Consider the following 22,361-nt stretch of genomic DNA (forward strand, 5'->3'; position numbering starts at 1 on the left):
TCTTGATAAAAAATAGAGACAGGGGGCGGCAAGCTATATTTAACGAAGATTATATAAGTAATATACCTGTTGAAACGGCACCGGATTATATGTATGAACAGATAAATTTATATCTGTTTCGGCTGCAGTCTGTAATTACCAGCAATAAAATATGTTTATCAATGCTTCTGACAGGAATTTTACTGATTTTCGCAGGTATATATCTTTCTATATATAAAAAATCATTATTCAAAAACAGAAAAAAAATAACTCTTTTAAATAGTGTTAAATACTTAAAGTACGCAGAGTTTATTGCAAGCAGGTATCCTTTCAGACTATTGTACTTCAAGCTTAATAGCGCTATGGATTATTTACTGCTTGGGAATACAGTGCAGCGGGGACTGTCAGCAGCGTTGGCTCTTATATTGCCTGCTATGGGAGCCTTGCTGTGCTGTGTGATAATTACGTTTTTAAAGCTTTGGTATACAAAGCTGATTGCATTGGTTTTATGTATGATGTTACCCTATTACATATTCACGTTGGTGACAGATTATCTGAAATACAGTTTTAGATTAAATATTCCAAAGCTTGTAGACAGCTTTCGAAGTTCATTTATGGTGTATTTCAGGGTGAAGCCTGCAATACAGGAGTGTGGCGCGAATACCGGTAAAATACCGGGAAGGATAATGAGAAGAGTATCAGACAGCAGTGATTTAAATGAGAGCTTATGTAAAATACGGGATAGAGTTAATGATTCATGGTTTAGTATATTTATCCTGCTTGTTTTAAATTACCGAAAAAATGGAGGAGAGCTCATAGCCCAGCTTTATAAGCTTAGCAGAAGTATTACCAGATATAATAACCTTGAAAATAAGAAAAATAAAAGGCTGATATGGTACGAAGTGTTTGCTGTTCTGGCGAGTATATTCAGCCTTCCTGCAATTATACTGATGAACAAAATGCTTCTTGGGGTTAATTCAGGAGCATATTACGACACAACTGCGGCATATACAAGGATAGTGTTATTTTGCTTAATCGCACTGGTAACTGTACGTGTGCTGAGAAAAATGTAGCAAGGATGATATCCCTCAGAGGAAATAATGCAGGAAAGGAGGAGGGCCCATACCGGAAAATTAAATACTGAATATGAGTATGGGCATTTTATGCTGAAAATTTATACACCAATCTTAATTATGACAGGGTTGCTTGTGATTACATGCGGACTGATTTTTAACCCTATGAAAGCATCGGCAGGTAAACAAAAAGTGAAGGCAAAAAAGCTGATACCTGTAATACTTGAATATATTACAAATAGGAAATTTATTAAAAAGATACTGGATATTCTGGCTAGAGACAAAAATTTTATATTAAACAAGCTCGAATCAAGAGTACTGGAGAATAGTGATTCGGGAATAGACCTGCAACAACTGTATTTTTTCAAAATCTTGTGCTTTGTATTATGTATCCTTCTGACAATGCTAATTGGCTATACAAATACAATTAATAAAACTAAGCTGATTGTAGCATACTCAGATGAAAGACAAGCTCTGTATCAAAGTGAACCATATGATGAGTCAAAATACCAGCTATACAGTATAGTTTTAGCTGGTGTTGGTGAAAAAAAGCTTTTAGCGTCTATTGATACTGAAAAGTATTCTTTGGTTGAATTTAAGATAGCGGAATATTTGAATATTTCTGACGAGAAAATTCTCAAGGAAAAAACAGAATGGTTTTTGAAGGTTTGGACGGAAGTGCAAAATATGTGCTGTCTTAATTATTATTTTTATGTTTTAATTGCTGTCCCGGCATTGTTTTTACCGGAGCTGCTTCTGACTGTCAGGTGGCTACTGAGAAGATGTATTTACAAGAAAGAAATAATAAAGCTTGAGTACATATTTGAACTATTGGCAAGGGTAGATGGAGTCAAAACAATAGACATAATAAATCAATTGGAAAAATCCTCTAAAATATATTCAAAGTATCTCCATATGTTTGCGGCTATCTTCCAATACGATAAAAAAAGTGCATTTGCGTACTTAAAGGACAGAAATATTAAAAGCTTGTCAAGGATGGCGGGTATTCTGGAAATATACAGCCTATCAGATAAGGAAGTGGCAATACAGATATTAGATAGAGAAGTGATGGAAAGAGATGAACAGATGCTGCTAACAGCAGAGGAGAGCATTGATATAATCGATTTGACAGCATTCCTGAGCATAGTCCCGCTCGTGTACGAGCTTGCCAGATTAATGCTTGATCCAATGCTGGATATAGTTTACAGAGCCTTTGAGTTCATATAAAAGGAACAATTAAATTCAGCGATGCGTTTATAGTTGAGGAATGATTCAGAGGGAGGAGAAAATGAAGCAGATAATTATCACAGTTATTATGTTGGCTATAGCTCTGATTCTTATAATCGGCGTAATAGTACCAATATTTGAGCATGCCGGAAATGCCGGATATACAGCTGTTTTCAGAGGAGGGACTGTAATTTCAAGGATAAGTCAGATTCTCAGGTAGATAGGATTTGCTATTAAAGAAATCAAAGCAAATATAGAATTAACATATTTAAGCAATAAGGAGGATGTCAATATGAAAAAAATTATAATTTCCATAGCCATGTTTGCTATAGCAATGGCACTGATGATTGCAGTAATAATACCTCTTGCAGAACATGGAAGAGAAAATGGAGTTAAAGCAGAAGCACAGATGGATACCATAGATACAAAAATCAATTCCTTGACCGGCGCAGCAAGGGAGTGATAATGAAAATTCTTTGATGGAGGGAGAGCGTGTAAACAAAGGTGAAAAATATAATTATATCGATAATTCTGTTTGCACTGTGCGTTGCACTTGTAATCGGAACAGTGCTGCCTGTCACAGAGCTTATATCTGATACGGGAGGAGAAGTATATAATACCGTTAAACAGCTTAATGACAATATTACCCTGAACTAAACAGGCAAAATATGTGTTTTTAGCTGAATGTTTTACGCAGTTTAATTTAGCAGGCTTTACCTAAAAACAAGATACAGCTATAAAAAGGATACCGATTTTATACTGGCATTTAAATTAAAGTTAAAGGAGTATATAAGCAAAAATGAGCAAAATATATGCTTTTTTATTAATTATTCCTCTTATGGCAATATTATATCTAAAAGCAATTAGCTTTTATGAGTTTGATACAAAGCAGCGATACATAAAAAATGCAGTGGATAGTACTGCTCATAAGGTTATGATTACAGGAGTAATGACAGATACTGATAAGGAAGAGTTACTGTACAAGCTGCGAAAGCTCGGTAAATTTAAAGATACTGACTTAGTATTGGAATGTGGATGTATGGAGCAGGACGGGACTTGGTCAGAGCTTTGTTCATATAGCTTGGGCAGTGTACTTGAAAGAGGTGAGGTTTTCAGAATATATGTTCAATCTGAGGCTGAAAGTAGGTTTTCGAAAATTGAGGCTGGCTCAGACTATGGCAATAAGCTTTTTTACAAGGCCAAGGCTGTTTGCAGAGTTGAAAAAAATCAACAGAAGAATTAAAAGAGATACTTCAAGAAATAGAGGGCCTGTCTTAGATTCTAAGACAGGCGGAGGTTTTGGTGTAATTTTTATCGGGCTGGGTGCAACTTTTTTAGCTTTTATAATTTTAATTAATATTGCAGATTACTCATTATTTACATACAAGAGGAATTTAGTTTCAAAGGCAATGGACTATGCTGTAAATGCGGCAGTACAAGAGGTTGATTTGAATGAAAGCAGTGCAGGATTGGCAGAAGGGTTTTACGAAAATACGGGAAACAAAAGGATGGATGGAATAAAAATTAACATGGCCAAGGCTCGGAAAATATTTCTCTCAACATTCTATCAAAATTGCAATTTAACTGAATATAAAATAGATTCTGATTTGTTATTATGTACTACATATGCTTTTAATAAAAAGCTGAATTATACAATAACAGCCGGTGATGAACAAATTGGTCTTGGCAGTATTGAAAGTCCGGAGCTATTGGAAAACAAGATTAATCAGGCGATAAGCAGCTATTGGATAGCTTCGGAGGAAAACAGTCGGGTTTATATAAACGGGAATCCGAAAACAAATATGATAGAGAAGGGAACATACTTATTTGCGTTTATTAAAGATATTAATATAAAGGGAATTTATTCTAAAAGAAGTATATGTCTGTCAAGCTTTGCAGGAGCGAAAGCTGACAGAGCAGACAGCAACAGATATTAATCAGAATAACAAAAACCGTTGTATAATATAACTCAATTACACTATACTTTTAAGGCTGGCAGTGAATATGTATTTTCTTCTGTTATGCCTTATCTTTATATCAATTTGTCAATACAACGGTATTAAGCTAAAATATAAGTATGGCAGCAATTAAAAATACAGCTGTGCTTGGATTATATAATAGCATATATCAGGAGATATAATGAAAAAGTACAAAAAGGCGTATATTGAGATAACAAATATCTGCAATTTAAAATGTGATTTCTGCCCATCTACAAAAAGGCAGCTAAAGCATATGAACAAAAAAGAATTTATACATGTAATATCACAAGTTAAACTGCATACGGAATATATATATTTTCATCTGATGGGAGAGCCTTTGCTTAATCCGGAATTGGGCAGCTTTTTAGCTATTAGCTTTGACGCTGGAATTAAGGTGAATATAACGACAAACGGAATACTTCTGAATAAGCAAAAAGCCATATTGCTTAATTCTCCTGCATTGAGGAAGGTAAGTATTTCATTGCACAGCTTCGAGGCAAATAAATCAGCAGCAAAAATAGAAGAATATATAATCGATGTAATTGATTTCACAAAAGAAGCATGGAATCGAGGAATAATTTGTGAGCTAAGGCTGTGGAACGGAGAAAGTGAAGGAATAAAAGCAAGCAATACTTTGAACACAGATATACTGGAAATGCTGGAATATGGTTTTAAGCCTGATTTTTGCCTGCACTCAGCGATAGAACAAGGAAACAGTGTTAAACTACGGGACAGGCTGTTTTTACAATTTGCGCAAAAGTTTGAATGGCCGGATATTGAATTGGATTCATTTAAGGAAGCTGTATTTTGCTACGGACTGAGAGATCAGTTCGGAATACTTGTTGACGGAACAGTTGTACCCTGCTGTATGGACAGTGAAGGGAGTATTCCGCTGGGAAATGTTTTTGATAAGCCTCTTGAAGAAATATTAAACTCAGGCAGAGCCAAAAGGATATATGAAGGCTTCACCGGCAGAACGGCAGTTGAGGAACTCTGCAAGAGGTGCGGTTATTCCAAAAGACATAAACGGTAAGGGCGGTATTATCTACACATGAATCCTGCTATAATTTTAAAGCTTTTATGCAATATAAATGATATAATAATACGATACTGACAGATTGACAAGGTTTGAATAAATCAAAGAGGGGGAACGGGTTCATATCACTGATTTTTTGGTAATTTTTAAACAGATGGGTATGAGCAGGATTTTAAATTGAATATTTTATCGGCAGAAGGCATTTCAAAAAGCTATAGTGAAAAAGTATTATTCAATGATATATCTGTAGGAATAGATGAAGGAGACAAAATAGGTCTCATAGGGATAAACGGAACGGGGAAAAGTACTCTCTTAAAAGTTATTGCCGGATTAGAATATACGGATACAGGAAGGATAATAAAAGGGAATAGTATAAGTGTAGGTTATCTTGAGCAGAGTCCTTTGTTTGAAGCCGGTACAACTGTGCTGGAACAGGTTTTTACAGGAGTTTCTCCTATTATGCTGCTTTTGCGAGAGTATGAGCTTGTTCTCAAGGAGAGTGAAAAAAAGCCTGATGATGATAAACTGCAAAAGCGGTTATTGGAGCTAATGCATAAAATGGACAGCCTGAATGCATGGTCAATTGAAAGTGAAGCAAAGATCATACTTACCAAGCTTGGAATAGAGGATTTCAATGCCGATGTTGCTGCCTTATCGGGCGGTCAAAGGAAGAGGATTGCTATGGCAGGAGCACTGATAAATCCAACTGAGCTTCTGATTCTGGATGAACCTACCAACCATATTGATAATGATTCCGTAGATTGGCTGGAAAGATATCTGAATGCCAGAAAGGGTGCTCTTCTTATGGTTACTCATGACAGGTATTTCCTTGAAAGGGTTGCAAATAGAATTATAGAGCTGGATCATGGAAAGCTTTACAGTTATCAGGCAAACTACAGCAGGTTTCTGGAAATGAAAGCCGAGCGTGAAGAGTTGGAGCAGGCATCGGAGAGAAAGCGTCAGAATTTATTGAGAAATGAGCTGGAATGGATCAGGAGAGGTGCTCAAGCCCGTTCTACAAAGCAAAAGGCCAGAATAGACAGGTTTGAAAAAATACAGGCAATAGATGCTCCCCTGCAGGATGAGAATGTTGAAATTCAGGTTGGTTCTGCAAGGCTGGGCAGAAAAATTATTGAGCTGGAAAACATAAGAAAGTCTTATGGAGAGAATACTGTTATCAGGGATTTTAGCTATATTTTGCTCAGAGATGACAGGATAGGTATAATAGGTCCAAATGGAATAGGGAAGTCAACCCTCCTGAGAACCATTACAGGTGAGATTAAGCCTGATGCGGGCAGGGTTGAAGTGGGAGATACCGTGAGAATAGGTTTTTTCACTCAAGAGAATGCAGAAATGGATACTAACCTTCGTGTTATAGATTATATCAGGCAGGTTGCAGAAAATATTGAAACAAAAAGCGGTACTATTAGTGCTTCACAAATGCTGGAAAGATTTCTGTTCCCTCCGGCTGTTCAGTGGACACCCCTATCAAAGCTCTCCGGAGGAGAAAGAAGAAGACTTTATCTTCTGAAAATACTTATGGGTGCGCCAAATATACTTTTACTGGATGAGCCTACGAATGATCTGGATATTCAGACCCTGACCATATTGGAAAGCTATCTTGATGAATTCCCCGGAGCGGTGATAGCGGTTTCCCATGACAGATATTTTTTGGATAGAATTGCAGCAAGGATATTTTCCTTTGAAGGTGATGGTATTGTTGAAAAGTATTCAGGAAACTATTCAGATTACCGTGAATATGCTGCAAGAAAAATAAAGTCAGACAATATTTCTGCAGGGTCTGCTGATGAGAGGAAGGAAAGCATTCCTCAAAGCAAGTCAGAAAGGCACGGACAGAAGGACAGACCCCGTAAATTCACGTTTAAGGAACAAAAGGAATTTGAAGAAATTGACGGTATTATAGAGAAGCAGGAGTGTGAGCTTGATAGATTAAAGAAAGAGATAGATAAAGCATCAAGTGATTTTGAGAGACTTCAGGAGCTGTTGAAAAAACAGCAGCAATTAGAGGAACAGCTGGAATACTCAATGGAGCGCTGGACTTATTTGAATGAATTAGCGGATAGGATTGAAAAGAGCAAAAATGGAAGCTTGTAGGTATACGTCAGGCTGTTGCTTAGAATGCAATTTTCGTTGATATTTGCAAGAAAAAAGGAGAACAAATGGAACAGTTATTTGAAACTATGGAGCTGAACAGATCACTTGTTGATGCTCTTAGGAAGGTTAATATTACAGAGCCTACAGAGATTCAGTCAAAGGTGATACCTGAGGCACAGCGAAATAAGGATTTGATTATTCAGTCGGAAACGGGAACAGGAAAAACATTAGCGTATCTGCTTCCTCTTTTTGAGAAAATTGACACGCAGAAGAAGGAAATGCAGGCGATAATACTTGTACCAACTCATGAACTGGCTATACAGGTAGAGAGACAGATAGAGCTGCTGTCTCAGAATTCAGAATTAAAGGCAACATCCACACCTGTAATAGGGGATGTTAACATACAGAGACAAGTCGAAAAGCTTAAGCAGAAGCCTAATATTATTGTTGGAACAGCAGGCAGGATACTTGAATTAATTCAAAAAAAGAAAATTTCTGCCCACACAATTAAAACGATTATTATAGATGAAGCTGACAAACTGCTGGATGACAGCTATATTGAAGGAACAAAAGCAGTTGTAAAAACCACTCTCAAGGAAAGACAAATATTAATCTGCTCTGCAAGTATATCTGCACGTACAATTGAACGTGCAAGGCTTTTTATGAAGGAACCGCTATTGATAAGGAGCACCCCGAAAATGCAGATTCCGGATGCAATTGAGCATATATACCTTGTGGCAGAACAGCGTGACAAAATTGAGGAGCTTAGAAAGCTTATCAGAGCAATTAACCCACAGAAGGCGATAGCATTCTGCGGCAGCGGCTATGACATTGAGGTGGTAACCGGAAAGCTTAAATACCATAAAATTAATGCTGACAGCTTGCATGGTTCAAATGTAAAGCTGGACAGAAAAAGGACAATGGATAATTTTAAATCCGGTAAGCTTCAGATATTGATTGCTACGGATATTGCAGCAAGAGGGCTTGACATTGAAGGAATAACTCATATAATAAATTTGGATATCCCTGAAAGAACTATGGAATATCTGCACAGAGCTGGAAGAACAGGAAGAAACGGTAAGACAGGGATGACAATATCAATTGTGACAGAAAAGGAAATTGAGTTTATAAAGCAGTATGAAAGGGAGCTTAACATCAAAATAATACCTAAATTAATACAGAATGGCGTTATTATGGAGTATAAGAAGAGCAATGCAAAAAATAAAAAGGCTTCTTCGGGTTTAAACAGCAGGACATACGGTGAATCGGGCTCAGGATATAAAAAAAACAGCCGTAGCAAGACAGACGGCAGATACAAAAAAAATGGCTACGGAAGTTCAGACAGCAGAAACAATTCAGAAGGTATCCATAAGTCAGATAAACAGCTTTCTGCAAACCGTGGAGCAAGCAGTAAGCCAAAGATTTTCAGAAAACCGAAATAAGCCGGCATAAATACACCATTTATATAATTAAGGAGGTTAAGTTCTAATGGATTCAACAACTATACCAAAAGCATGGGAAGGCATTTTGGACTCGGCAAGCTTTATACCGGTTACAAGTATGAAGTCTATTGAGCGTTATCGCGATACACGTTGGACAAAGAGACTTAGCATTCATGAAACCTTTGAGATGGTATACATTAAGTCAGGTGAGGGCTTATTTGAAATAGGAAGTCAAAGTGTTGAAGTAGGTGCAAATGATATAGTTATAATTAAGCCGCATCAGCATCACCAGTTAAACGCGAAGTCAGCTCATGGCTGCGATTTTATTGTGCTTTATTTTAAATTTATGAATAAGGCTCACAAGGACTTATCTGAAACATCTCTGGCTGATTTTATAAACTTTGTGAGCGGTAAGGATTCCGGTGCCTTTATAAATCTTAAGGTAAGCCAGAAAAATGATATTGTAGGGCTTCTTAACAGAATATTGAAAGAAAAAGCAAGTGATCAGCTGGGAAGTGATTTGCTGGATTATCTTATGCTTATGGAGCTGTTTGTTCTGATTTCAAGAGCACTTAAGGCTGAGTGGGAAAACAGTATAAAAAATAAAAGTCCAAAAATTAAAGAGCTTATGCAATCAGCCATTCAATTTGTACAAAATAATTATGAGAGAGAAATATCCATTACTGATATTGCAAGATATGTTTTTCTGAGTCCGAGCTACTTTACAAGGGCATTTAAAGAGGAAACAGGCTTCAGTCCCATGCAGTATCTTCTGAATATCAGAATCAAGAGGTCCTGTGAGTTGCTTGAAGAAACCGATCTGAAGGTCGCAGATATAGCACACAGCGTGGGCTTTTCAAATCAGCAGAGATTTAACGATATATTCAAAAAGCAAATAAAAATGACTCCAATGCAATACAGAAATACGTCAAAAAACATTCAAAATTAATTAAAATAACGATAAATAACAGGAAGAACACTTTTTAGGATTAATATATAATTGTTACATAAAGAAACTAAAGAGTGTTTTTAGGATTCATTTATTTTTTCCTGTACGTTGCTTCTTCTGTCTTTGAGAGTGAAGAAAAACAACAATTGGAGCAGGATAACAATTTCCAGAGTCGGAGCGGAAATACAGAAGCTTAATCTAAGAACTCTGTTAATTTTCCGTAGAATTATAGATAACAGATAGCAGGTTTTTAAATATAAATGGCTTAAATCCTTTATATGAATCAGTGTAATACTTTAAGAAAAAGAGGAGGCGTTATATATGGGAATGACAATGACACAAAAAATTCTTGCAGCTCATGCAGGACTGAATTCGGTGAAGCCGGGACAACTTATAAAAGCAAAGCTTGATATGGTTTTAGGCAATGACATAACCTCGCCGGTAGCTATTAAGGAATTTGACAAGGTAGGACTGGACAAAGTATTTGACATAAACAAGATTGCAATAGTTCCTGATCATTTTACACCAAACAAGGATATTAAATCTGCCGAGCAGGTAAAGATTTGCAGAGAGTTTTCAAAAAAAATGGGGATTGTAAACTTCTTCGAAGTCGGACAAATGGGTGTCGAGCATGCACTGCTTCCTGAAAAGGGACTTGTAGTTCCGGGAGATGTAGTAATAGGGGCTGACTCACATACCTGTACGTATGGTGCATTGGGCGCTTTTTCAACAGGAATAGGAAGTACCGATATGGCAGCAGGAATGGCAACAGGAGAGGCATGGTTCAAGGTGCCGGAGGCAATTAAGTTTAAGTTGAAGGGAAAACCTCGCAAATGGGTTGGAGGAAAAGATGTTATTCTCCATATTATAGGTATGATAGGTGTGGACGGGGCTTTGTATAAATCAATGGAATTTACCGGAGAAGGATGCAGGGAGCTTTCCATGGATGATAGATTTACCATTGCTAATATGGCTATTGAAGCAGGTGCCAAGAACGGAATCTTTGAGGTTGACGAAAAGACAGAGGAATATGTCAAGGAGCATTCTGTAAGAGCCTATACAGCTTATAAGGCAGATGAAGATGCGGAATACTGTTCAGCTTATGAGATTGATTTGGACACGATTAAGCCTACGGTTGCATTCCCCCACCTTCCTGAAAATGCACGTACAATAGACAATGTAGGAGATATAAAAATACATCAGGTAGTAATCGGTTCATGTACGAACGGAAGAATTGAGGATATGAGAATTGCCGCTGAGGTGTTAAAGGGCCGGAAGGTTCACGGGGATGTAAGATGTATTATTATTCCTGCAACTCAAAAGATTTGGAAGCAGGCAATGAATGAAGGCTTGTTTGATATATTTATTGATTCGGGAGCAGCTGTGAGTACACCTACATGCGGACCTTGTCTTGGAGGACATATGGGAATTCTGGCTAAAGGTGAAAGAGCGGTTTCCACCACAAACAGAAATTTTGTAGGACGTATGGGACACCCCGAAAGTGAGGTTTATTTGGCGAGTCCTGCTATAGCAGCGGCATCGGCAATTTTAGGGAAAATTGCAGGACCGGAGGAATTGGATTAATCAATGAATTATTTTCAGAGGACACATCTGCAAAAGCATATATGAAATGTGTCCGTTAATATAGGTTAGGAGAACAATTACGAGGTGTGAGGAGGAAAATATATGAATGCTAAAGGCAAAGTTATAAAATACGGCAACAATGTTGATACAGATGTTATTATACCTGCAAGATACTTGAATACATCAGATCCTGCCGAGCTGGCAAGTCATTGTATGGAGGATTTGGATGCTGGCTTTATATCAAAGGTAAAAAAAGGAGATGTAATGGTGGCAGGCAAGAATTTTGGCTGCGGCTCATCAAGAGAGCATGCTCCTATTTCTATAAAGGCATCGGGTATATCCTGTGTTATCGCTGAAACCTTTGCAAGAATATTCTATAGAAATTCAATTAATATAGGGCTTCCTATTATTGAATGTCCCGAGGCGGCTATCGATATAAAAGATAGTGATGAGGTTGAGATTGATTTTGACAAGGGAAGCATTAAAAATTTAACAACGGGTAAAGCATACCAAGGTCAGCCTTTTCCTGAATTTATGCAAGAAATTATCTCAGCTGACGGGCTGATTAACTATATAAAGAAGACGAAATAAGATTTATGTCTGAAAACAGCTTTAAAAAAGGAGCTGTCAGGGTTTTCGCCGGAATAGCCGGCTTGACATGAGGAATGGAGATGAGAAAGTGAATTATAAAATTACAGTACTGCCGGGAGATGGCATAGGTCCTGATATAATCAGGGAGTCCTTGGAGGTTTTAAAAGCAATCGGGAATAAATACGGGCACAGCTTCGAGCTTACGGAAGCAGATCTTGGTGGAATAGCAATAGACAAGCATGGAGAACCGCTTCCACAGTCCACGATAGATGCTTGTAAAAGCAGTGATGCCGTATTGCTGGGTGCGGTCGGAGGTCCTAAGTGGGATACGGTACCGGGAAATCTGAGGCCGGAGGCAGGGCTTCTGGGCATCAGAGCTGCGTTAGGGTTATATGCCAATTTAAGGCCTGCAATAATATACAGTGCATTAATGGATGCATCACCGCTGAAATCGGAAATTATAAGCAATGGGATAGACATAATGGTTATCCGTGAGCTTACAGGGGGAATTTATTTCGGCAAGAGGGGCAGACTTGAAACTGATGGCGGAGAAGCTGCCTTTGACACTGAAATGTACAATAGAACAGAGGTTGAGAGAATAGCTAAGGTTGGATTTGAGACTGCCATGAGGCGCGGGAAAAAGCTGATGTCTGTTGATAAAGCCAATGTTCTGGAAAGCTCAAGATTTTGGAGACAGGTTGTTGAAGAGGTTGCAAAGGATTATCCTGAAGTGGCTCTGAGCCATATGTATGTGGATAATGCAGCTATGCAGCTTGTCAGAAACCCTGCACAATTTGATGTGGTGCTTACCAGCAATATATTCGGAGATATATTATCTGATGAAGCCTCAATGATAACAGGTTCAATCGGGATGCTGCCCTCGGCGAGTCTCGGAGCTGCAAGGCTTGGACTGTATGAGCCTATACACGGCTCGGCACCTGATATAGCAGGGCAGGACAAAGCAAATCCTATAGCTACGATACTTTCTGTTGCAATGATGCTTAGGTATTCTCTTGATTTACCGGAAGAAGCTGCTGCTATCGAAAAAGCGGTAGTCAACATACTGGATAAAGGCTGCAGAACAGGAGACATAGCCTCAGCCGGAACAACTGCTGTGGGTACAAGAGAGATGGGAAGGCTTATAAGAGAGGAACTTTTAAAATAGTTAAAATCCCTAAATATATATATGTTTTTTATGGCAGGCTCCATTTTATAAGACAGATATTGACTAAAGTCAATTACTGTTCAAGCTTTTGCAACGGTATTTACTTCTCCTTTTTCATTGGAATTAAGCTTTAAAGCTGATTTAAGTGCAGTTTGGGTTTGAAGATTGACTTTTATTATATAATGGAGCCTGTAAGCTTTTTTCTGGTATACTATTAAAAAGGCGGTTGACGGAAGTTCGCTTAAATGGTATATTGTTTTTAGAAAATATAAGCCACGAAGGCTTTATTGACTCAAATAATGATTTAGCTTGATTAATGATTAAGCTTTTACAAAATTAAACCACGAAGGGATGCTATAAGAATATGGCTCTTTTTGCGGTTTTTTATTTGCCTGAGGTTTGTTAAAAGAGAGGATTTTTTGTGTTTCAGGAGCAAATTGAGGCTGATTTTTGAGTTGTGTGATAAAATAGAGTCTTGTGGCAGCAGGGTTATGCCTTCTAAATATATTTTTTCAGTGAAGGTATATTTTGGCTGGAATTAAGGGAAATTTACTTAATGAAAAGCGAGTTGTATTGAAGAGGACAGGTGTGAAAGGAGGCGCTGAAGAATGTGCGGAGTAAATTATGAAAGCATTATAACAGAAATTGTGGTAGAAACGGTAAAGAACGAAAAGTTTTTTGAAAATATGACAGCAGAGGAAAAGGTCAAAGCTGTGGCTGAGTTATACAGAGCTCTTAGGCATGAAGTTATTGAGCATAGCCATGAGCATGTCCATACACATGAGTAAGGCGGAAGGGATATTAAGGCAGAAATGCGTATTAATATGAAAAACCGGTTGACCGGAAGTAAAAGGCTATGATATATTAAGATTTGAAATTAAGCCATGAAGGCTTTGTGCAAAATTTTTCTGATTTCAAGGAGGCTTTTGCCTTGAAATCCTCCTATCGGTTAGCCGGCAGGAATCAACCTTGGGATGAACCCAAAAGATGCTTATTTTTAGGCTCTTTTTGGGTTTTTATTTTATTTTTTATGAAAGGATTAGTTTTCATGCATATACCTGATAATTATTTAAGCCCGTCAACCTGTGCGGTTATGGGCGCAGCTATGGTTCCTGTATGGACAATTGCGGTAAGGAAGGTAAGGGAGGAAGTCTCGAAGGTGAGAATTCCGCTGTTGGGAATAGGCTCTGCTTTTTCCTTTCTTATGATGATGTTTAATGTTCCTCTTCCCGGAGGAACTACAGGACATGCGGTAGGAGGAACTCTGCTTGCAATTCTGCTTGGCCCGTATTCTGCCTGTATATCTGTTACAGTCGCACTGCTTATTCAGGCATTGATGTTTGGGGACGGAGGAATTCTTGCCTTTGGTGCAAATTGTTTTAATATGGCATTTGTTCTTCCTTTTATGGGATATTTTGTATATAAGTTTATTAAGGACAGGGTGAAATCAGAAAAAGGTGAATATGCGGCAATAGTAATTGGTTCGTATCTGGGGATAAATGCTGCTGCATTGTTGGCTGCAATCGAGTTTGGAATTCAGCCGGTACTTTTTAAAAGTGCTTTGGGACAGCCGCTGTATTGCCCGTATCCTTTATCGGCGTCCATACCCGCAATGACAATACCGCATTTGCTTGTTGCAGGTATTGTTGAAGCAGTATTTACGGTTGCAGTATTCGCGTTTGTAAAAAAGGTATCACCCGGGACGATATATGAAGGCTCAAAGCAGAAAATTAAGGCTGTATACGGTTTGGTTGCCGCTTTAATTTTGCTGACGCCAATCGGCCTTTTGGCAACAGGTACTGCTTGGGGAGAATGGGGTGCTGATGAAATAAAAGACGTTGTGTCCGGAGGCAATACCTTGGGCTTTATTCCGGAGGGAATGAAAAACGGCTTTAGTTTTGAAGCTGTCATGCCGGATTATACTATAAACGGTTTACCCGAAATTGCGGGATATATAGTATCTGCAGCAGCAGGCGCAGCTATTTTTGTTATTTTATTTAAAATTATAGCAGGCATTAAAAAAAATAATGCAGACAAAGGCCGATAAGTTTATAGTGCGTTAAAGTCGCAGCCGTAGCTGTTTTTTGGCAAATACATATGTTTGTCGGCTAATTCATGCAATTATTTGCAAGCTGACTAAAGTCAATTACTTTTGCCTTGAGAAATCCGGGCACCTGCAATTTTCAACTGACCTCATCATAATCGATGGGGTTTTTGTTTTTCTCCGTCTTAATTTTTCTTAATTTTTCTCCCATTATTTCTTAATTCTATTCAATTAAAATTATAGATGAGCAACAGAAGCAGAGAAAGCTGTGACTAAAGTCAATTACTGTTCAAGCTTTTGAGACGATCTCTTTATAGCGTCTTTTCAGAAAAATTAAGCTTAAAGCTGATTTTTAACGCAGTTCGGGAGGCTTTAGCCGGCAGTAATTGACTTTGATAAAAAAAAGAATAAAGGGGGGACCGAGTCCATGCCGGGGCTTAAAAGGTCTTAGGCAAAAGAGCCGCACATGGACGTAATAATGAATTCACATGAAAAGTCAAAAGGTATTGTAGGAATAATTGTTAACCATAAAAAAACTATTGAAATGATATTTGGCATTCTCGTGGTACTTAGCATTATTTGCAGCCCATTTGTAAAAGTCAATTATGACCTGACTGAGTACCTGCCGGGTACAGTTCAGTCAAAGCAGGGAATAGAAATTATGGAGGAGGAGTTTGGATATCCCGGGTCGGCGCGTATTATGCTTGATAATGTTACACTGTATGAGGCTAAGCAGTATAAAGACAAAATTGCGGCTGTTAAGGGTGTTGATATAGTAACATGGGCGGACACGACAGCTGACGTATATCAAGCTAACGAATTTATAAGCAAAGAGGATATTGAGGATTATTACAAAGACGGGCACTCGGTTATGAACATTATTTTTGATGAAGGAGATTCAAGCAAGGTTACATCAAAGGCGATTGATGAAATAAAAAAAATATGCGGAAACAAAGGCCATTATACAGGCTCTGCAATTCAGAATAAATCACTTAATGAAAATCTGAACAGGGAGGTAAAGAGTGTTGCAGTAATAGCTGTTATAGTAATTATACTGATACTATTGCTCACCACAACCTCATGGTTTGAACCCATACTTTTTTTACTGGTTATGGGAATTGCGATAATAATAAATACAGGCACAAATATTCTTCTGGGTGAAATTTCATTTTTGACAAAAAGTGTTTCCGCCATTTTGCAGCTGGCTGTCGCGATGGATTATTCAATTTTCTTAATGCATTCCTTTACCAGAGAGAGGGCGGCAGGGACAGAACCGGCTGAGGCGATTGCCCGGGCATTGAGGCAGTCTGGAAGGTCGGTTATATATTGCGGGCTGGCAACGACTATAGGCTTTATAGCACTTACGCTGATGAAATTTTCTATTGGCTTCGATATGGGAGTTTGTTTGGCAAAGGGTATACTTGTAAGCCTGCTGACAGTTATTTTCTTAATGCCTTCACTTATTCTCAGATGCTCAAGGCTTATTGAAAGAACAGCCCATAAGCCCTTTATGCCGCCGTTTAATAAGTTTGCAAAGGGAGCATACAAAATAAGGTACGGAGTTTTAATACTTGCAGTAATTATGGCAGTTCCGTGTTTTATAGCAAAGGATATGAACAGCTTCCTTTTCGGTAACAGTTCTGTCGGCTCCAGTGAAGGCACATTGGTATATAAGGATGAGCAGGCTATAGATGCCCGGTTTGGCAGAAGCAATTTACTTATGGCATTGATTCCTAATACTTCAAGCATAAAAGAAAAGCAGCTTTCAGAAGAAATAGAGAATTTAAACTATGCAAAGAGTGTCACATCACTTGCAAATACTGTGCCGGAAGGTATCCCCATAAGCTTTTTACCCAAAAGTACAACAGCTTTGCTTCATACAGACAAATATGCAAGAATGCTTGTTTATATAAACACAAAGGATGAAAGTGCTTTGGCATTTAAATGCTCGGATGAAATTAAAGCCCTCATAAAAAAATATTATCCGGAAAATTCATATTTAATAGGTGCAACACCATGCACGCAGGAAATCAAAAGCACAATTACAAAAGACTATAATTTTGTGGATAAGCTTTCAATGCTGGGAGTTGCCATTGTGGTAATGATTGCATTCAGATCCCTTCTGTTGGCTCTTCTGGTTTTGCTGCCTATTGAAGCCGCTATTTTTATTAATATGGCCTTCCCGTATTTAGTGGGTGATACCATGGTTTATATGGGATACATAATCGTAAGCTGTATTCAGCTGGCGGCAACCGTTGACTATGCTATCCTGATGCTGAGCAATTATCTTGACAGCCGCTCGCATTCGGATAAAAAAGAAGCCGCAATGGAGGCTATAGCAGAAACTACGCCTCCTGTCCTGACCTCCGGCATGATTTTATCCTGTGCAGGCTTTATTCTGTACCGGACATCATCTATAACAGCGATAGCCGGAATGGGAGAGCTGATTGCAAGAGGCGCATTTCTGGGAATATTGCTTGTTGTTTTCATGCTTCCGGCATTGCTTACTATTTTTGACAAACCTGTAATCAAGCACATCAGCAATGCAAAAAAAAGGTCGGAGCGGCGGTTGCAAAAAATAAAATCAATTTCAATAGGTTCTTGAAAAAGTCAGTTACTATCGGTTGAAGAGCCGGGTAAATAATAAGAAGCTTGTTTTCGGGATAGGAGGAATAAAAAATGAAATTAATAAAAAGGTTGTTTTCAGGTATACTTGCCGGTACTGTCGCATTGACTATGATGTCAGGTGGGGTAAGTGCCGCTCAAGCCGGAGTTTCTGTTGATGAGGCGGTATACGTAAATTTGGATTATTACGGTAAAACAGAGAAGGTAAATGTTGTTAAGGGATGCAGTATGAATGGCAATCTCAGCTTTACCGATTATGGCTCCTATGAAAAAGTAACTAATATGTCGAATGAGGTTCAGCCGAGCATTTCGAGTAATTCTGTCAGCTGGAAGCTTTCCGGAAATGCTGACCGTTTTTTCTATGAATGTACGCCAAAAGCAGGCTCGGTTGTTCTGCCTTGGGATTTTGATATTTCTTACAAGCTGAACGGGGTTCCGGTTAATGCTGATAAGCTTGCAGGAGTATCAGGGCTGGTTGAAATCAATATAAAAGCTGTCCCCAATAAAAAAGCCGGAGAATACCTGAAGAATAATATGATACTATCGGTTGAATCAATTTTCGATATGGCTGATACAACCAGTGTTGAGGCACCGGGTGCGCAATTGCAGTCGGCAGGCAATTACAAGGCTGTAATATTTGCAGCCTTGCCGGGAGAAGAGACTGATTTTACAATGAGAATAGGTACAAAAAGCTTTGAATCATCAGGAATTATGATAACTATGATGCCGGGAACCTTAGAACAGCTTAAGAAAATAAAAGATTTTAAAGAAGCCAAGGACACTGTGGGAGATTCCGGCGATGCTCTTTATGCTGGCTTAAATGAAATATTAGACAGTATTCAAAATACATCAGATGGCTTAAATCAGATAAAATCAGGTCTTTCGTCATTACAAAGCGCACGGGGCAAGGTCAGCTCTTCAAAGGAGGGGGTATATACCGATGCAGATAAAGCTCTTGAAGATATTACGAATATAACAAAGCAGATAAGTGTGCTGATTCCTCACTTGCAGAACGGACAAAAGCTCGTAAGGGATGTTAATTCGGATGTTAATGCAATGGTTGACACCTTAGGCAGTATAAAAACCTATACAAATTCCTTTTCAAAGTCAATCAGTAAGATTCAAAGCAGTACAGATGAATTATACAAGAATTTAAGTACGGTAAAAGGTTACAAAAGTGATACAAAAGAGCTGCTAAATAAAATCAATGATACCATAGATATATCAGAGAATGACAAAAAAGCAATGGATACGGCAATGATGCTTATGAATACAAGATTGTCCGCACTGGAAAAGGATCTGGCAGCACTTGATACTGCTATGAAGGCTATGCCTGCTCAGCTTGATGCTGCATCTGCATACTATAAGGATACAACAGCGGCAATTCTGAACGGCGAATTAAAAGGCATAATTGCCTCGATTGAGCCTACGCTTGTGGATTTATCATATACAACAGCCGCAACAAACATGCTTATAAAGGAGCTGGGTGAGATGTCCGGCAAGGCTGGGGCTTTGGTGGATACGGCACAGGAGGCATGTGCCTTGGGAAGTAAGTATGTAGATTCAATAGATGCCGGTATAGGCACTGCTCAGAGCTTGATAAAGCAGCTGGACGAAATAGGGGATACAACCAAGAGCTTTTCAGATAAAAGCAATGAGCTGCTGGATAAAATAACCGCGCTGAACGCTACCATGAATAAGTATCAGAGTGGTACGGATACAGCCCTTCAGGATACCGAAAAATTATTCGACAGGCTTAATACCGGATTAACCGATACTAAGATACTGCTATCTTCTGTTGAAGATACCTTGAAGGCCGGCGGCGGTGATTTTGACGAAGGCACCCGTCAAAGCCTTAATGGTTTGATTGACTTGCTTCAAGACAGTATGTCGGGTATAAAAGCAACGTCAACCGTAAAAAATGCCGGTGATAAAATTAAGAGCACTGTTGATGACAAGCTGGATGAAGTGGAGGATGACAGCAACCTTCTGAAAATGGATGCCGAAGCAGCACCGATTTCCTTCACATCGGCAAGGAACCCGTCTCCTCAGACCTTGCAAATAATTATGCGCACGCATGAAATAAGCATAGATGACAGTAAAAGCATTAGGGATATGGAGACAGCGAAGGATAAAACTGGCTTTGCAGGCAGAATAGCCAATGTATTCGAAGAACTGTGGAATAAAATAACCTCTTTATTTGCATAATTTTATAGCATATTCGCTAGCTGATTCATGCAGCTATTAATAGCTCAACCTTCCGGTGATAAATTTAAATGCCTATAATTTTCAACTGTGAAGGCTGAGTTAAGCATATAAGGAGCAGGAAAGGAACAAAAGGGTTAAAGACGTAGAGGTTAATCAAAAAGTATGATAAAATTAAAAAAAAGTCAACGGAAGATGATTATATGGAAAAAATATTAATTGTTGATGATGATAAGGCTATTGCAGAGCTGATTTCAGATGCGCTGGAGGATGAAAACCTTCAAACAGCTGTTTGCGGAAATGGTCTGGAAGCACTGCAGGTAATAGAAAATAACAGAGATTTTGATTTGATTATTCTGGATATTATGATGCCTGAAATGAATGGAATCGAACTGTGCAAAAGGATTCGTGACATTGTAGCCTGTCCTATTTTGTTTGTTACGGCAAAAAGCCGTACGTTAGATGCAATGCTTGGCTTTGAATTGGGCGGGGATGATTATATCTTCAAACCCTTTGTTGTGGAAGAACTGGTTGCGAGGGTCAAAGCTCATATACGCAGAGAGCAAAGGCATGAGAAGAGGCAGAGTAAGGAAAAGCTTACCATAGGTGATATTGAAATAAGGCGGGATAATTTTGAAACATATATATGCGGTAAGCCGGTTGCCCTTTCAACCAGAGAATTTCAGCTGCTGCAGTTTCTGATGGAGAATGCAGGGCATGTCCTGGCAAGGGAACAAATATTTAACGCTGTTTGGGGTATTGATTACGGAGATATTGGAACAGTTAATGTTAATATAAAAAATTTGAGAGAAAAAATTGATCCTGACAATGAGTATATAAAAACTATTTGGGGAATAGGATATAAATTTATAAAACCACAGACAAGAGGCTGAGAGTATATTATGAGTATGCGCCGCAGGTTTATCATAATTATAGCAAGTGCTATCGCACTGAATATTATTCTATTGTTCGGTTATTTCAGCATTTTTGTTTCCGACAGCTTTTTTAGCGACTTTAGTGTCTTGCAGAGCAGGGTTGACAATAAGACCTATGAAATTGCACAAGACATCAGTAATAACCTCGATTATCGAAGTATTCTGGATGGCTATTCGGAAAAGGAATATTTTATATTCCGGCTGGAGGATTTGAATGGTAAGGTATTCTTTGAAAGTAAGCTCCGGGGGATTGAATTTCTTTATATTACATCCGTTAAGCCGGTTAAATTAAATAATGAGATATACCTTCTGAGAGCAACGAAGCCATTGCTGGAAAATGAAGTGCTGGGGCTGCCGTCTGTAAAGAATATGTTTTATGTTGAGCTTATGATAATACTTATTATCACTTTGGCATTGTCCTTGGTTTTGTATTTCAGATTTGTAAGACCTATAGAGAATCTTCAGAGAAATATAGTGAATTATCAAGGCTGTAATAAGGCAGAGCGTACCCGACGCGCAGATGAAATAGGAAAGCTTCAGAACTCCTTTGTTGCACTGACAGAGAATCTGGAGGAGGAGAGGCAAAAGCAAAACCGTATAATTGCTTCAATATCTCATGATATAAAAACACCTCTTACATCTGTCATGGGGTATGCGGAACGATTGAAAAAAGGAAAGTTTACAGCTGAACGTGTGGAACGGTATGTTGATAATATATATTTGAAATCCTTGGTTATTAAAGATTTAATAGAGGAATTTGATGACTATCTGAGCTGCAATCTCAGACGCTCCTTTAAAAAGCAGGAGATTACGGTAAATGAGATAATGAAGGCTATCCTTATGGATTATGATGATGAGCTTTCGCATATAGGTGTTAAGCTGGAAGTGGAAAACCATTGTCCCGGGTTATCTCTGCAGGTTGATATTTCAAAGCTGCGCAGAGTATTTGGCAATATAATCGGTAACAGCCTGAAGCATTTTTCCGGCGAAGCTAAAAGAATATTTGTGGGGTGCAGGCAGGAAAAGAATACCGTTATTTTTTCTGTTGCAGATAATGGAACAGGTGTGGAGAAAAATCTGATGTCCCAGATTTTTGAACCCCTGTACACTTCAGATGCGGGCCGCTCGGTAGCAGGATTGGGCTTAGCCATATGCAAGGAAATCATAAATACGCATGGCGGTGATATCTGGGCAGAAAGCAATCAGTTTGGAGGGCTGACGGTTCGATTCTCCCTGCCAATCTGTTTTCACTGAAGGAACAGTTTTATCTACAGGTTTGGTAGTTTTATATTTAAATGTTTTTCCAATGTAGCTTTGAATATCGTCTTTTTGTTGCAAAGAGAAACCTGCTACAATTCCTAAAATGCATACTGCAATAAAGATTCTAATTATTTTTATCATACTTCACACTC

At 38.5% G+C, this 22,361-nt stretch carries 20 protein-coding genes; all 20 read left to right on the forward strand.

Translation table 11 applies throughout. The features are described 5' to 3' along the window. Positions 1–2 precede the first annotated feature (2 nt). Positions 3–1,052, forward strand: a complete 1,050-nt coding sequence (locus LY28_RS04705) for a type II secretion system protein F (protein ID WP_242981150.1) — start codon at positions 3–5, stop codon at positions 1,050–1,052. A 27-nt stretch (positions 1,053–1,079) separates the two neighbouring features. Further along, the gene (locus LY28_RS04710) at positions 1,080–2,279 is read left to right on the forward strand and encodes a hypothetical protein (protein WP_242981151.1); all 1,200 of its coding nucleotides are present in this window, start codon (positions 1,080–1,082) and stop codon (positions 2,277–2,279) included. A gap of 61 nt (positions 2,280–2,340) precedes the next feature. Next, complete coding sequence (locus tag LY28_RS19055) at positions 2,341–2,499, forward strand: hypothetical protein (protein WP_165835495.1); 159 nt, start codon at positions 2,341–2,343, stop codon at positions 2,497–2,499. Positions 2,500–2,571: 72 nt separating this feature from the next. After that, positions 2,572–2,742, forward strand: coding sequence for a hypothetical protein (locus LY28_RS19060; protein WP_165835496.1), 171 nt, complete (start codon positions 2,572–2,574; stop codon positions 2,740–2,742). Positions 2,743–2,783: 41 nt separating this feature from the next. After that, a complete protein-coding gene (locus tag LY28_RS19065; protein ID WP_165835497.1) occupies positions 2,784–2,936 on the forward strand; it encodes a hypothetical protein in 153 nt (50 codons plus the stop codon). A gap of 142 nt (positions 2,937–3,078) precedes the next feature. Then, entirely contained in the window at positions 3,079–3,522 is a 444-nt protein-coding gene (locus LY28_RS04715; RefSeq protein ID WP_110461025.1) for a hypothetical protein, read from the forward strand. Then, a complete protein-coding gene (locus LY28_RS04720) occupies positions 3,455–4,216 on the forward strand; it encodes a hypothetical protein (RefSeq protein ID WP_242981152.1) in 762 nt (253 codons plus the stop codon). Before LY28_RS04715 ends, LY28_RS04720 begins: the two co-directional genes overlap by 68 nt. 202 nt (positions 4,217–4,418) lie before the next feature. Further along, a complete protein-coding gene (locus LY28_RS04725) occupies positions 4,419–5,291 on the forward strand; it encodes a radical SAM/SPASM domain-containing protein (RefSeq protein WP_110461026.1) in 873 nt (290 codons plus the stop codon). Positions 5,292–5,471: 180 nt separating this feature from the next. Continuing rightward, entirely contained in the window at positions 5,472–7,409 is a 1,938-nt protein-coding gene (locus LY28_RS04730) for an ABC-F family ATP-binding cassette domain-containing protein (RefSeq protein WP_110461027.1), read from the forward strand. A gap of 65 nt (positions 7,410–7,474) precedes the next feature. After that, positions 7,475–8,851, forward strand: a complete 1,377-nt coding sequence (locus tag LY28_RS04735; protein WP_110461028.1) for a DEAD/DEAH box helicase — start codon at positions 7,475–7,477, stop codon at positions 8,849–8,851. A gap of 46 nt (positions 8,852–8,897) precedes the next feature. Then, positions 8,898–9,800, forward strand: a complete 903-nt coding sequence (locus LY28_RS04740; RefSeq protein ID WP_110461029.1) for an AraC family transcriptional regulator — start codon at positions 8,898–8,900, stop codon at positions 9,798–9,800. A 321-nt stretch (positions 9,801–10,121) separates the two neighbouring features. Next, positions 10,122–11,384: a 3-isopropylmalate dehydratase large subunit gene (leuC, locus tag LY28_RS04745; protein WP_110461030.1), complete on the forward strand. Its 1,263-nt coding sequence runs from the start codon at positions 10,122–10,124 to the stop codon at positions 11,382–11,384. A 102-nt stretch (positions 11,385–11,486) separates the two neighbouring features. Beyond that, positions 11,487–11,975: a 3-isopropylmalate dehydratase small subunit gene (gene leuD / locus LY28_RS04750; protein WP_110461031.1), complete on the forward strand. Its 489-nt coding sequence runs from the start codon at positions 11,487–11,489 to the stop codon at positions 11,973–11,975. Between the two features lie 88 nt (positions 11,976–12,063). Continuing rightward, positions 12,064–13,140, forward strand: coding sequence for a 3-isopropylmalate dehydrogenase (gene leuB / locus LY28_RS04755; protein ID WP_110461032.1), 1,077 nt, complete (start codon positions 12,064–12,066; stop codon positions 13,138–13,140). Positions 13,141–13,748: 608 nt separating this feature from the next. Then, positions 13,749–13,928: a hypothetical protein gene (locus LY28_RS04760; RefSeq protein WP_110461033.1), complete on the forward strand. Its 180-nt coding sequence runs from the start codon at positions 13,749–13,751 to the stop codon at positions 13,926–13,928. A gap of 260 nt (positions 13,929–14,188) precedes the next feature. After that, entirely contained in the window at positions 14,189–15,187 is a 999-nt protein-coding gene (gene cbiM, locus LY28_RS04765; RefSeq protein ID WP_110461110.1) for a cobalt transporter CbiM, read from the forward strand. A 475-nt stretch (positions 15,188–15,662) separates the two neighbouring features. Further along, entirely contained in the window at positions 15,663–17,789 is a 2,127-nt protein-coding gene (locus LY28_RS04770) for an efflux RND transporter permease subunit (protein WP_165835498.1), read from the forward strand. Positions 17,790–17,863: 74 nt separating this feature from the next. Beyond that, positions 17,864–20,017 (forward strand): hypothetical protein, encoded by a 2,154-nt coding sequence (locus tag LY28_RS04775; RefSeq protein WP_110461035.1) that lies wholly within the window; start codon positions 17,864–17,866, stop codon positions 20,015–20,017. A 200-nt stretch (positions 20,018–20,217) separates the two neighbouring features. After that, positions 20,218–20,907 (forward strand): response regulator transcription factor, encoded by a 690-nt coding sequence (locus LY28_RS04780; protein ID WP_110461036.1) that lies wholly within the window; start codon positions 20,218–20,220, stop codon positions 20,905–20,907. Positions 20,908–20,916: 9 nt separating this feature from the next. Further along, a complete protein-coding gene (locus tag LY28_RS04785; RefSeq protein WP_110461037.1) occupies positions 20,917–22,203 on the forward strand; it encodes a sensor histidine kinase in 1,287 nt (428 codons plus the stop codon). Positions 22,204–22,361 lie beyond the last annotated feature (158 nt).

This window comes from Ruminiclostridium sufflavum DSM 19573 (genome assembly GCF_003208175.1).
Lineage (GTDB): Bacteria > Bacillota > Clostridia > Acetivibrionales > DSM-1351 > Ruminiclostridium > Ruminiclostridium sufflavum.

Excerpts from the sequence above, each read along its gene's own strand:
- LY28_RS04710 (WP_242981151.1), top strand. The coding sequence starts at position 1,080 with ATGCAGGAAAGGAGGAGGGCCCATACCGGAAAATTAAATACTGAATAT.
- LY28_RS19055 (WP_165835495.1), top strand. The coding sequence starts at position 2,341 with ATGAAGCAGATAATTATCACAGTTATTATGTTGGCTATAGCTCTGATT.
- LY28_RS19060 (WP_165835496.1), top strand. The coding sequence starts at position 2,572 with ATGAAAAAAATTATAATTTCCATAGCCATGTTTGCTATAGCAATGGCA.
- LY28_RS04715 (WP_110461025.1), top strand. The coding sequence starts at position 3,079 with ATGAGCAAAATATATGCTTTTTTATTAATTATTCCTCTTATGGCAATA.
- LY28_RS04720 (WP_242981152.1), top strand. The coding sequence starts at position 3,455 with ATGGCAATAAGCTTTTTTACAAGGCCAAGGCTGTTTGCAGAGTTGAAA.
- LY28_RS04725 (WP_110461026.1), top strand. The coding sequence starts at position 4,419 with ATGAAAAAGTACAAAAAGGCGTATATTGAGATAACAAATATCTGCAAT.
- LY28_RS04735 (WP_110461028.1), top strand. The coding sequence starts at position 7,475 with ATGGAACAGTTATTTGAAACTATGGAGCTGAACAGATCACTTGTTGAT.
- LY28_RS04740 (WP_110461029.1), top strand. The coding sequence starts at position 8,898 with ATGGATTCAACAACTATACCAAAAGCATGGGAAGGCATTTTGGACTCG.
- leuC (WP_110461030.1), top strand. The coding sequence starts at position 10,122 with ATGGGAATGACAATGACACAAAAAATTCTTGCAGCTCATGCAGGACTG.
- leuD (WP_110461031.1), top strand. The coding sequence starts at position 11,487 with ATGAATGCTAAAGGCAAAGTTATAAAATACGGCAACAATGTTGATACA.
- LY28_RS04760 (WP_110461033.1), top strand. The coding sequence starts at position 13,749 with ATGTGCGGAGTAAATTATGAAAGCATTATAACAGAAATTGTGGTAGAA.
- cbiM (WP_110461110.1), top strand. The coding sequence starts at position 14,189 with ATGCATATACCTGATAATTATTTAAGCCCGTCAACCTGTGCGGTTATG.
- LY28_RS04770 (WP_165835498.1), top strand. The coding sequence starts at position 15,663 with ATGAATTCACATGAAAAGTCAAAAGGTATTGTAGGAATAATTGTTAAC.
- LY28_RS04775 (WP_110461035.1), top strand. The coding sequence starts at position 17,864 with ATGAAATTAATAAAAAGGTTGTTTTCAGGTATACTTGCCGGTACTGTC.
- LY28_RS04780 (WP_110461036.1), top strand. The coding sequence starts at position 20,218 with ATGGAAAAAATATTAATTGTTGATGATGATAAGGCTATTGCAGAGCTG.
- LY28_RS04785 (WP_110461037.1), top strand. The coding sequence starts at position 20,917 with ATGAGTATGCGCCGCAGGTTTATCATAATTATAGCAAGTGCTATCGCA.